The sequence below is a fragment of the Paenisporosarcina sp. P4_E4_2 genome (assembly GCF_056401595.1).
Genome location: NZ_JBFUJC010000072.1, coordinates 1 through 11,060, shown reverse-complemented (window position 1 = coordinate 11,060; position 11,060 = coordinate 1). Strand labels below are relative to the sequence as shown.

The following is an 11,060-nucleotide window of genomic DNA, read 5'->3' as shown; positions in this document are numbered from 1 at the left end:
AAAGACGATGAGGTAGATAGGTTCGAGGTGGAAGCGCGGTGACGTGTGCAGCTGACGAATACTAATCGATCGAGGACTTAACCAAAATGAATTTGAATGGTTTTCAATGACCCGTTTATCCAGTTTTGAGTGAACAAACACTCAAAAAAGTCTAGTGATAATGGCAAAGAGGTCACACCCGTTCCCATACCGAACACGGAAGTTAAGCTCTTTAGCGCCGATGGTAGTTGGGGGTTTCCCCCTGTGAGAGTAGGACGTCGCTAGGCAAARTAMGAAACCGRTACCTTCCGAGGTATCGGTTTTTTTGTRTTGTATTTTAAGWTTAGTACGAAGGTGTGYGAGAAAGAGGAGGAACAAAGAGTTCGAGGAAACAAAGGGATGAGACTCGGAGCGTATAATATACGCGAGACTCGAAGACCTGCGGTTGACGAAGAAATCTGCCGTTCATCGTCTTTCGCAGCCTAGCACCGATGGTAGTTGGGGGCACCCCCTGTGAGAGTAGGACGTCGCTAGGCAAATAAGAAACCGATACCTTTCGAGGTATCGGTTTTTTTGTGCTGTTTATTAAGTTTAATACGAAGGTGTGCGAGAAAGAGGAGGAACAAAGAGTTCGAGGAAACAAAGGGAAGAGACTCGGAGCGTATAATATACGCGAGACTCGAAGACCTGCGGTTGACGAAGAAATCTGCCGTTCATCGTCTTTCGCAGCCTAGCGCCGATGGTAGTTGGGGGCGCCCCCTATGAGAGCTGATACTTTCCGAGATGTCGGTTTTTTTTGTGTTGTTTTTTAATGGTTTGAACAGGAGCGCAGCGAAAATAGAACTAATAGGGGGTTAAGAGTAATGGAAACCAAATTCTTAAATTAGGATCCATGACGCTGACTCTTCATGAATCTTTTCTGTTGGTGGAAGGTTTATATTATGGGAAGTAGGATTGAACGGGTGAATTGATTCAACAAGTCAACTTACCAGTGAGATGAGTTTGAACGAGAAATACTTCAAACTGAGCGATAAATTATCAATCACATATATAAGAAGAGATATTTTGTTTCAGTGGTGGTCAACTTAACTTGGTGTATGAGATAACAGTGCAATGGCCGTCGGTGATTGTCCATCTTGTTGTATAATAAAGCTATATGAAAAAGTGTGAGGGATTAGATATGAAGGAACGTCCAATAGTAGAAGCGATGCAATGTTTTTATGAAAATCAAAATAGCTCGTTTCATGTTCCTGGACATAAACATGGGGCATTGTCCGAATTGCCGCGTGCTTTTAAAGATGTAATGAGGTTTGATTACACAGAGCTCAGTGGACTTGATGATTATCATCATCCGGAAGAAGTCATCGCGGAGGCACAAGATTTATTGGCAAAAACCTACGGAGCGCAACATAGTTATTTTCTGGTGAATGGCTCTACCGTGGGAAATTTGGCGATGGTGTATGCAACTTGTGGGGTAGGAGATCGAGTACTGGTGCAAAGGAATGCTCACAAGTCGGTATTCCATGCACTTGAGCTGGTAGGTGCACAACCCGTGTTTTTAACACCTCAATGGGATGAGGCTACCTATACGCCATCACACGTCAGCTTTTCTACTGTAGCTGCGGCTATCGACTATTATCCAGATGCAAAAGCAATTATTTTAACTCACCCTACTTATTATGGCGTGACGAATTCTGAAATGATTGAAACCATTCAGTTGGCGCATGAACACGGAATTCCCGTCCTAGTTGACGAAGCACATGGGGCGCATTTTATTGGAAAAGGCAAATTTCCGATGTCCGCAATTGAAATGGGCGCAGATGTGGTTGTACAGTCCGCTCATAAAACACTGCCGGCATTGACCATGGGTTCATTTCTTCATATCAACTCAAATCGAGTGGCAAATGATAGAGTGAATCGCTATTTGCGTATGCTTCAATCCAGCAGTCCCTCGTATCTATTACTCGCATCCTTGGATGATGCCCGACATTATATCGGAACGTATGCGCATGAAGATCATCAGCTGTTTATCAAGTCACGAAATCAGTTCGTGGATGGGTTAAAGACGATTCCTTGTCTTGAAGTTATTGAAGTTGATGATCCACTGAAGTTACTTTTACGGGTATCCCATTTGACTGGCTTCAGCTTGCAAAAACAATTGGAGCACCAGGGAATCTATGTAGAACTAGCGGACCCCGAGCAAGTTTTAATGATCTTGCCTTTATTAAAAGCTAGACATCACTTCCCGTTTGCAGAAATACGAAGGAAGATAAAATCTGCTGTTGAAAAATGTTCTAAACAGCAAAGAGATAAAGTGGAAATTGATTATTCGCATGATATAGAAGCGCTATCAACTTTAGCCGTTTCATATAAAGAGTTACAGACGGCAGAAAATGAATGGATTTCATTTACGAAAACTACCGGACGAATCTGTACGGGAATGGTTATTCCGTATCCACCCGGTATTCCTTTGTTTGTTCGTGGGGAGAAAATTACAACTAATAAATTGAAAATGCTTGCAGATTATTTAGCGAGTGGTGCAACGATTCAAGGTGAGCATGATTTGAGCCGAAAACAGTTGCTTGTCTTGAAGGAGGAAAAAGAATGAACAACCAAGGATTTTTTATTACAATTGAGGGACCAGAAGGTGCAGGAAAAACAACTGTGATGGGTGATGTTGTTGCACAATTAACGAATGAGGGATACGAGATTGTATCAACACGTGAGCCGGGTGGTATCCGCATATCAGAACATATACGTGAAGTCATATTAAATAACGATTACACGGAGATGGATGGCCGTACAGAAGCACTATTGTATGCCGCGGCGAGAAGACAACACTTGGTGGAAAAAATCACGCCTGCATTAAATGAAAATAAAATCGTTTTATGTGATCGATTTATTGATGCATCTCTTGCTTACCAAGGTCACGCCCGCGGGTTGGGAATTGACGAAGTACTTTCCATCAATGAGTTTGCAATTGGCAAGTTAATGCCCAACCTAACATTATTGTTTGATTTGGAACCTTCATTGGGTCTAAAAAGGATTGCAAAGCATGATGAAAGGGAAAAGAATAGACTAGACGCTGAAAATTTGGCATTTCATGAAGCAGTAAGAGAAGGTTACCAGGAAGTCATCAAACGATATCCAGAACGAATACATGTGGTGGATGCTTCCAAATCACAGGAAGAAGTAACGGAATACGTACTGAATGTTCTGAAAAATTATCTTGCTTCACGTATGAAATGAATAAACTTTTCATGTTATAATAGTAGGAAGAACTTCTGGAAAAGGGGCCGAGTTGATGAAGCTTATAGTGGCTGTGGTGCAAGATCAAGATAGTAACCGTTTATCAAACGCACTTACGAAAGGTGACTTTCGTGCAACCAAATTAGCAAGTACTGGTGGTTTTTTACGATCAGGAAATACGACGTTTTTAATCGGTACCGATGACGAATTAATTCCGAAAGCACTTGATTTAATCCGTGATAATTGTCGTTCTCGTGAGCAGATGGTTGCTCCGGTATCGCCAATGGGCGGTAATGCTGACTCATACATTCCTTATCCAGTAGAAGTTGAAGTGGGTGGCGCAACAGTATTTGTGCTTCCGATTGAACAGTTCCATCATTTTTAAATTTTAGTACTGCATTTATGAATCAATTTTATTTAGCTACACACGAAAAATCCCGTGTTTTCCGGATGTCCGGAGCACGGGTTTTTTCAAAAAGAAAGGGTGAGCAACTTCATGGATGCAAACCAAAAAGATGTCATACAGTTACAGCCAGTTGTAATGAAACAACTCCAAACGGTTTTTCAGAAAAATCGTGTTGCTCATGCATATCTTTTTGAAGGAGCAAAAGGAACTGGCAAAGTAGCGGTCATGCGCGCTTTTGTGAAATTATTATTATGTGAACAACCCGTACAAAATGTTTCATGTGAAACGTGCCGAGGGTGCAGAAGATTTGAATCTGGCAACCATCCTAACTTTATTCAAATTGAGCCGGATGGACAAGATATCAAAAAAGATCAAATGCTCCAGTTGATATATGAGATGAATAAAACAGGCCTTGAAGCTGGCCGTAAAATATACGTGCTCCACAGGGCAGATCGCTTAAACGCATCTGCTGCGAATACATTGCTCAAATTTTTAGAAGAACCTGAAGGTCTAATTACAGCGATTTTGTTAACGGAAAAACCACATGCGATTTTACCGACAATTCGRTCGCGTAGTCAAATTATTTCTTTCCCTGCTATTCCTTATGAAGAACGGGTGAAAGTACTGATAGATCAAGGCTTGACTGCGTCTATGGCGGCAACAGTTTCCATGTTGACGAATGATTTGGAAGAATCTTTACAATTGGCAAAAGATGAGCAGTTTGCACAGGTTCGAAAAACAGTGTTAAGATTAGTAGAGGCAGTCGAATCTAATGTACATGAAGCGATGTTGACCGTACATGAAGATTGGTTACCTTTGTTAAAAGAAAAAGAAGAAACAGAACAGGCATTGGATTTGCTTTTATTCGCATACCGCGATTTAGTATCAGTCAAGGCCAAAAGTGATTCAGCCTACGCGTATCCAGATTTTTTGCCCTTTTATCAACAACGTGCCCTTCATACTACGTATGAGCACTTGTCCAATAAAATAGAGGCCATATTAAAAGCGAAGCAACAACTGCATCGCAATATGAATCGGACGCTGTTAATGGAACAGTTAATGCTGAATCTTCAGGAGGGGTTTTCGTTTGTATAACGTGGTAGGTGTCCGCTTTAAGAAAGCGGGTAAAATATATTATTTTGATCCAGCTGATTTTCCTTTAGAGAAAGATCAGTATGTTATAGTTGAGACAGCTAGAGGGGTAGAATACGGGAAGGTCGTCGTTCCTGTAAAGCAAGTTGAAGAACACGATGTGGTTTTGCCACTTAAGCAAGTTGTACGTCCGGCTGATGAGCGTGATCGCCATCAAGTGGAAGAGAACCAACTTGAATCGCAACAGGCATTTGAGCTTGGAACAGAGAAGATTGTTGAACACACACTTGATATGAAGCTGGTCGATGTAGAGTATACATTTGATCGAAATAAAATCATTTTTTATTTCACGGCTGAAGGTCGAGTGGACTTCCGTGATTTGGTGAAAGATTTAGCTTCTGTTTTCAGAACTCGAATCGAGTTACGTCAAATCGGGGTTCGAGACGAAGCAAAAATGCTTGGTGGAATCGGACCATGTGGTCGTATGTTGTGCTGTTCTACATTTTTAGGTGATTTTGAACCTGTTTCAATCAAAATGGCCAAAGATCAAAACCTYTCTCTAAACCCATCAAAAATTTCGGGTTTATGTGGTCGATTGATGTGCTGTTTGAAATACGAAAATGATGAGTATGAAACAGCAAAAGAGTTAATGCCCGATATGGGTGCGCGAATTTCCACACCAGATGGCAAAGGAAAAGTCGTCGGAATTAATTTGCTGGAACGCGTGATGCAAGTTGAATTAGCTGAGCAACAACGTGTGCTTGACTATACATTAGAAGAAATTCAACAATATGCAGAAAACCAAGTGTAATGGACTGAACAACGAGGTGATGTACGTGAAAGATCGTAATTTTTTGGATACGGTCATGGAGTTTGAACAGCAACTGGAATCTTTGCAAGGGCAGTTCCATGCACTTAAAGAGTTCGTGGCATTGATGATGGAAGAACATCAGTCTTTGCAGCAAGAAAACTTCCTTCTTCGAACGCGACTGGATGAAATTCATGCAGCGGAAGAAGAAGTCCTGAAGCAGAACGAACTAAATGCAAAAAAATTAAGCCGGCTTGATATTGGAGAAGGTTACGATAACTTGGCACGATTATATCAAGAAGGATTCCATGTGTGTCATGTGCACTTTGGAAGCTCACGTAAAGGTGAAGATTGTTTATTTTGCCTTTCTTTTTTAAATAAACAAAACGGGTGATGAAAGACTGATTCCACTTATTCAAGTGGATGTCGGTCTTTTGTTATGTCGGAGGGTTAACCAATGGAAATCGACTTACAAGATGATGAAAGACTAGACTATTTGCTTGCAGAAGAACTACGGATTATTCAGAGTCCGTCCGTTTTTTCATTTTCACTCGATGCGGTCCTGCTTGCAAAATTTACGTATGTACCGATTAAACAAGGGTCTATCGTCGATTTGTGTTCAGGAAACGGCGTCATTCCTTTATTTTTAAGTGCACGGACGAAAGCCAAGATAACAGGTGTAGAATTACAGGAACGATTGGCTGATATGGCCAAGAGAAGCGTTAGTTATAATCAATTGAATGAACAAATTACTATTGTTGAAGGGGATGTAAAAACGATTCCAAAAGAGTTAGGAATTGAAAAGTATGATGTGGTGACGTGCAATCCTCCATATTTTCCTGCCCATGAAGCAAGTAATAAAAACTTGAAAGAGCATTTAGCGATAGCCCGTCATGAACTTTATTTAACGTTAGACGAAGCGGTTCAATCTGCAAGTCAGCTGTTAAAACAAGGTGGAAAAGCGGCATTTGTACATCGACCTGGCAGATTGTTGGACATTGTTACTGCGATGAGAGCCAATCGACTGGAGCCGAAACGCATTCGCTTTGTTTATCCGAAAGAAGGCAAAGAAGCGAATACCTTGTTAATAGAAGGAATCAAAGATGGAAAACCTGATTTAAAAATTCTTCCCCCTTTATATGTGTACGATGAAAAAGGTGTATATACAGAAGAAGTGCGTGAGATGCTTTATGGAAAGAACTAATGAGCATGTTTTTTATGTATTGGAATGTGCTGACGGTTCCTATTATGCCGGCTATACCAACGATTTAACAAAACGTGTAAATGTTCATAATAGCGGCAAAGGAGCCAAGTATACCCGAGCAAGACGACCGGTCTCTTGTATTTATCAGGAAGTATTCGAAACGAAACAACTGGCGATGAAAGCGGAGTATGCATTTAAACAATTAAAGAAAAGTGACAAAATAGATTATATGGCAAATGGGATGAGAGGTGAACAGTAATGCACGCACAAAAGAGTTTTTCAGGACAATCTTCTACTGGTATTTTATATTTGGTGGCGACACCTATTGGAAACTTGGAGGATATGACCGTTCGTGCGATTCGAATGATGAAAGAAGCGGATTATATTGCTGCGGAAGATACACGTAATACGAAAAAACTGTGTAACTACTTTGAAATTGATACACCGCTTATCAGCTACCATGAACATAACTTGGAATATGGTGGGGACAAGCTTTTAGAGCTTCTGCGAAAAGGAAAGAATATTGCACTTGTCAGTGATGCCGGCTTACCGTGCATTTCAGATCCGGGAGCAGATATTGTGGCAAAGGCAGTAGCGGAGAATTTATCCGTGGTGCCAATTCCTGGTGCGAATGCTGCATTGAGTGCGTTAATATCATCTGGACTTTCCACTTTGTCATTTACTTTTTATGGTTTCCTTCCGAGGCAAAAGAAAGATCGGAAAGCTGCGCTTGAAGACCTTCAATATCACAAAGAAACGATGCTTTTTTATGAAGCTCCACATCGATTAAAGGAAACACTAAGAGATGCTCAACAAATACTGGGATCTTCGCGAAAAGTGGTCTTGGCTCGAGAAGTTACGAAGAAGTTCGAAGAGTTTGTAAGAGGAACTTTAGAAGAAGCRGTGGCTTGGGTAGAGAGTGAAGACGTGCGTGGAGAATTTGTATTGGTTATCGATGGTTCTAAAGAAGAAAATCCTGAAAAAATGGAAAAATGGTGGTTGAATTTATCCATAACTGAGCATGTTAACCATGTAATGGATAATCAAATGCTTTCTTCAAAAGAAGCCATTAAAGTCGTGGCCAAGGAAAGAGATTTACCAAAGCGGGATGTTTATCAGCAGTATCATATTGAAGCATAAAAAATCCGGAGTGACGTATTGTCGCTCCGGATTTTGAAATTATTTAGTAAGATTAGATTGAATTTCTTTTACCAATAAGTCTGCGCCTTCTGGGCTCAAGATCAGTTTTCCGCCTACTAAACGTAGGTTGTCATCTGATACTTCACCAGTAACAGCACATGTCATGTTTGGTAAATATTTTTTCAAGATGATTTTATCGTCATCCACGTAAATTTCCAATGCGTCTTTTTCAGCAATGCCTAATGTACGGCGAAGCTCTATTGGAATAACTACGCGTCCTAATTCATCAACTTTACGAACGATACCTGTAGATTTCATGAAAAGTACTCCTCCCGAATTATAAAAGTAATTCGTCAAATTTCGACATTTCTTTCTTGTCTGTTATTTATCATACCAACTCCTCCCAAATTCGTCAATAACTATTACTCCCAATTCAAAGTAATAATTGTTAAAAATATGATATTATATAGTTATAATATAATATTTTTGACACAAAATATTTGTTAGTGTCAAGAATATGGCAATAATAGAAAAAAACTGAATTAAAAATGAATGTAATTATTATTCGACAATTTCCGTCAATCTTACAGCATTGAAACAATTCAGGTACTCAGATAGAATAGTATTACTACTTTATGGGCACGAAAGGGCGAATTTAAGTGAACAGTAAAAAAAATTCTTTTTATATTACGACTCCAATTTATTACCCAAGTGGCAAATTCCACATTGGAACTGCATATACAACGGTGGCTTCCGATGCGATGGCTCGCTACAAGCGTTTACGTGGCTTTGATGTTCATTTTTTAACAGGCATGGATGAGCATGGTCAAAAGATTCAGGAGAAAGCGCAAGAAGCTGGAAAAGATCCACAATCATATGTCGATGAAATTGCGGAAGCTTCCAAACAGGTTTGGGACTTGATGCACATTTCCAATGACGATTTTATTCGTACGACTGAACAGCGTCATAAAGATGGCGTTGAAAAGATTTTTCAGTTATTCCTTGATAACGGCGATATTTACAAAGGTGAGTATGAAGGATGGTATTGCACGCCTTGTGAATCTTTCTTTACTGAATCACAATTGGAAAATGGAAACTGTCCGGACTGTGGACGTCCAGTGAAAAAAGTCAAAGAAGAATCATATTTCTTCAATATGAAAAAATATGCTGACCGCTTGCTGAACTATTATGAAAATAATGTGGAATTTATTGAACCTGAGTCCAGAAAAAACGAAATGATTAATAACTTCATCAAACCAGGATTGGAAAATTTATCTGTGTCCCGAACTTCATTTGATTGGGGAATCCGAGTACCTGGAGATGCAAAACATGTCATTTATGTATGGGTAGATGCTTTATCAAACTACATTACAGCTCTCGGGTATAAGTCGGATGATGAATCATTATTTAATAAGTTCTGGCCTGCTGATGTACATGTGGTCGGTAAGGACATTGTGAGATTCCATACAATTTACTGGCCGATTTTCTTGATGGCTTTGGATTTACCGTTACCTAAAAAAGTATTTGCACATGGCTTTATCATGATGAAAGACGGGAAAATGTCGAAGTCAAAAGGCAATGTTGTCACACCGGAACTTTTAGTGAACCGTTATGGATTAGATGCTACTCGTTATTTCTTATTACGTGAGTTACCATTCGGTGCTGATGGTGTCTTTTCACCGGAATCTTTTGTGGAACGTACGAACTATGACTTGGCAAACGACTTAGGAAACTTACTTAATCGTACTGTTTCCATGATGAATAAATATTTTGATGGTGTGATTCCAACAGAAGGAAATGAACCAACAGAATTTGATGCTACTTTACAAGAGCATGCAAAAGAAGTGAAAGAAAAATATGAAGCAAGTATGGAGAAGATGCAGTTCAGTATCGTGTTAAGCGATTTGTGGTCTCTTGTTTCTCGTACGAATAAATATATTGATGAAACACAACCATGGGTATTGGCTAAAGAAGAATCGGATAAACCAAAACTGGCTTCAGTTATGTGGAATTTGGCTGAAAGTCTTCGTAAAATAGCCGTTTACTTACAACCTTTCATGACAAATGCGCCAAAACAAATTGCTGAGCAACTAGGGTTATCTGCAGATGTATTGACATGGGATTCACTTGAAAACACATCAAGCATTGCAACTGGCACTAAAGTGATTGAAAAAGGCGTACCGATTTTCCCAAGGTTAGAAGTGGAAACAGAAATTACGTATATTCAAGAACAAATGCGTGGTCCTGTAAAAGCGGAAGAACCTGAAGTGGTAAAAGAAGAAGTGGCAGAAGTGCCAGAAATCACAATTGATGAATTTTTGAATGTAGATTTACGAGTGGCCACTGTCACAGCTTGTGAAGCAATTCCTAAAGCGGATAAATTATTGAAGCTGCAAGTAGATTTGGGATACGAACAACGTCAGGTTGTATCGGGCATTGCCAAAAGTTACAAGCCTGAAGAATTAGTCGGGCAGAAAGTCATTGTTGTAGCCAACTTAAAACCAGTCAAGCTGCGCGGAGAATTATCGCAAGGAATGATTCTTGCTGGAGAAAAAGACGGTTATTTAACATTGGCAACCGTAGATGAAAAGCTTGAAAATGGTGCGAAAGTAAAATAAAAGAGAATCCCTATAGCCTGTCCAGCATTTGCTGAGCAGGCTTTTTCCTTGTCACTATGAAACGGAACGTGCTATTCTTTGGAAAGTTTAGGTCGTTGGAATCAATGGAAATAAAATACAACTAATTATAATTGCCATTTTCAGGTTATTTAGTCCTGATTGTTATGAAGAACACATGGTTCTGTCGTCAATTTGTTACAAGACAGAGATGTAGGAAATACTTATTAATTCTAAAATAGAAACAGTGAGGCGATTAATCATGTACATAGACACACATGTCCATTTAAATGCAGATCAATACGATGAAGATTTACAACAAGTCATTGAACGGGCACTAGAAGCAAAGGTAAACCACATGGTTGTCATTGGTTTTGACCGTAAAACGATTAAGCGAGCGATTTCGCTAGCGGAACAATATGATTTTATTTATGCAGTTGTTGGCTGGCACCCGGTAGATGCTATTGATTGTACAGATGAAGACTTGCAATGGATTGAGGAATTAGCGGCTCATCCAAAAGTTGTGGCTATTGGTGAGACTGGTTTGGATTACCATTGGGATAAGTC

General features: G+C 39.8%; 12 protein-coding genes and 2 rRNA genes. 13 read left to right on the top strand and 1 reads right to left on the bottom strand.

Annotation, left to right across the window (positions count from 1 at the left end):
* From AC1DSB_RS07565 to rsmI, 11 genes are all read left to right on the top strand, one after another.
* Window positions 1-85, top strand: a 23S ribosomal RNA gene (locus AC1DSB_RS07565); the annotation flags it as partial.
* A gap of 65 nt (window positions 86-150) precedes the next feature.
* A 5S ribosomal RNA gene (rrf, locus tag AC1DSB_RS07560) occupies window positions 151-266 on the top strand.
* A gap of 893 nt (window positions 267-1,159) precedes the next feature.
* The gene (locus tag AC1DSB_RS07555; protein WP_477532329.1) at window positions 1,160-2,587 is read left to right on the top strand and encodes an aminotransferase class I/II-fold pyridoxal phosphate-dependent enzyme; all 1,428 of its coding nucleotides are present in this window, start codon (window positions 1,160-1,162) and stop codon (window positions 2,585-2,587) included.
* Window positions 2,584-3,228 carry a dTMP kinase gene (tmk, locus tag AC1DSB_RS07550; RefSeq protein ID WP_477532330.1) on the top strand — a complete coding sequence of 215 codons (645 nt, stop codon included), beginning with the start codon at window positions 2,584-2,586 and terminating at the stop codon, window positions 3,226-3,228. Before AC1DSB_RS07555 ends, tmk begins: the two co-directional genes overlap by 4 nt.
* Before the next feature lie 55 nt (window positions 3,229-3,283).
* Complete coding sequence (locus AC1DSB_RS07545) at window positions 3,284-3,613, top strand: cyclic-di-AMP receptor (RefSeq protein WP_016429975.1); 330 nt, start codon at window positions 3,284-3,286, stop codon at window positions 3,611-3,613.
* A 111-nt stretch (window positions 3,614-3,724) separates the two neighbouring features.
* A complete protein-coding gene (gene holB, locus AC1DSB_RS07540) occupies window positions 3,725-4,729 on the top strand; it encodes a DNA polymerase III subunit delta' (RefSeq protein WP_477532331.1) in 1,005 nt (334 codons plus the stop codon).
* Window positions 4,722-5,537 (top strand): PSP1 domain-containing protein, encoded by an 816-nt coding sequence (locus tag AC1DSB_RS07535; protein WP_016429973.1) that lies wholly within the window; start codon window positions 4,722-4,724, stop codon window positions 5,535-5,537. The genes holB and AC1DSB_RS07535 overlap by 8 nt, the downstream gene beginning before the upstream one ends.
* Before the next feature lie 25 nt (window positions 5,538-5,562).
* The gene (gene yabA / locus AC1DSB_RS07530; RefSeq protein ID WP_016429972.1) at window positions 5,563-5,928 is read left to right on the top strand and encodes a DNA replication initiation control protein YabA; all 366 of its coding nucleotides are present in this window, start codon (window positions 5,563-5,565) and stop codon (window positions 5,926-5,928) included.
* A gap of 63 nt (window positions 5,929-5,991) precedes the next feature.
* Window positions 5,992-6,738 (top strand): tRNA1(Val) (adenine(37)-N6)-methyltransferase, encoded by a 747-nt coding sequence (locus AC1DSB_RS07525; protein WP_016429971.1) that lies wholly within the window; start codon window positions 5,992-5,994, stop codon window positions 6,736-6,738.
* Window positions 6,725-6,997, top strand: a complete 273-nt coding sequence (locus tag AC1DSB_RS07520) for a GIY-YIG nuclease family protein (protein ID WP_016429970.1) — start codon at window positions 6,725-6,727, stop codon at window positions 6,995-6,997. The genes AC1DSB_RS07525 and AC1DSB_RS07520 overlap by 14 nt, the downstream gene beginning before the upstream one ends.
* On the top strand, window positions 6,997-7,878 hold the full coding sequence (rsmI, locus tag AC1DSB_RS07515) for a 16S rRNA (cytidine(1402)-2'-O)-methyltransferase (RefSeq protein ID WP_342542608.1): 882 nt from the start codon (window positions 6,997-6,999) through the stop codon (window positions 7,876-7,878). Before AC1DSB_RS07520 ends, rsmI begins: the two co-directional genes overlap by 1 nt.
* A gap of 39 nt (window positions 7,879-7,917) precedes the next feature.
* Here the strand turns inward: rsmI and AC1DSB_RS07510 are convergent, their stop codons facing one another.
* On the bottom strand, window positions 7,918-8,196 hold the full coding sequence (locus tag AC1DSB_RS07510) for an AbrB/MazE/SpoVT family DNA-binding domain-containing protein (protein ID WP_016429968.1): 279 nt from the start codon (window positions 8,194-8,196) through the stop codon (window positions 7,918-7,920).
* 341 nt (window positions 8,197-8,537) lie between these two features.
* Between AC1DSB_RS07510 and metG the strand changes: the two genes are divergently transcribed.
* Window positions 8,538-10,496: a methionine--tRNA ligase gene (gene metG / locus AC1DSB_RS07505; protein ID WP_477532332.1), complete on the top strand. Its 1,959-nt coding sequence runs from the start codon at window positions 8,538-8,540 to the stop codon at window positions 10,494-10,496.
* A gap of 259 nt (window positions 10,497-10,755) precedes the next feature.
* A partial coding sequence (locus tag AC1DSB_RS07500) for a TatD family hydrolase (RefSeq protein WP_477586302.1) occupies window positions 10,756-11,060 on the top strand: 305 nt, incomplete at its 3' end.

Bases quoted from the DNA above. Each gene is read 5' to 3' on its own strand.
- AC1DSB_RS07555 (WP_477532329.1), top strand. From the start codon at position 1,160: ATGAAGGAACGTCCAATAGTAGAAGCGATGCAATGTTTTTATGAAAAT.
- tmk (WP_477532330.1), top strand. From the start codon at position 2,584: ATGAACAACCAAGGATTTTTTATTACAATTGAGGGACCAGAAGGTGCA.
- AC1DSB_RS07545 (WP_016429975.1), top strand. From the start codon at position 3,284: ATGAAGCTTATAGTGGCTGTGGTGCAAGATCAAGATAGTAACCGTTTA.
- AC1DSB_RS07525 (WP_016429971.1), top strand. From the start codon at position 5,992: ATGGAAATCGACTTACAAGATGATGAAAGACTAGACTATTTGCTTGCA.
- AC1DSB_RS07520 (WP_016429970.1), top strand. From the start codon at position 6,725: ATGGAAAGAACTAATGAGCATGTTTTTTATGTATTGGAATGTGCTGAC.
- AC1DSB_RS07510 (WP_016429968.1), bottom strand. From the start codon at position 8,196: ATGAAATCTACAGGTATCGTTCGTAAAGTTGATGAATTAGGACGCGTA.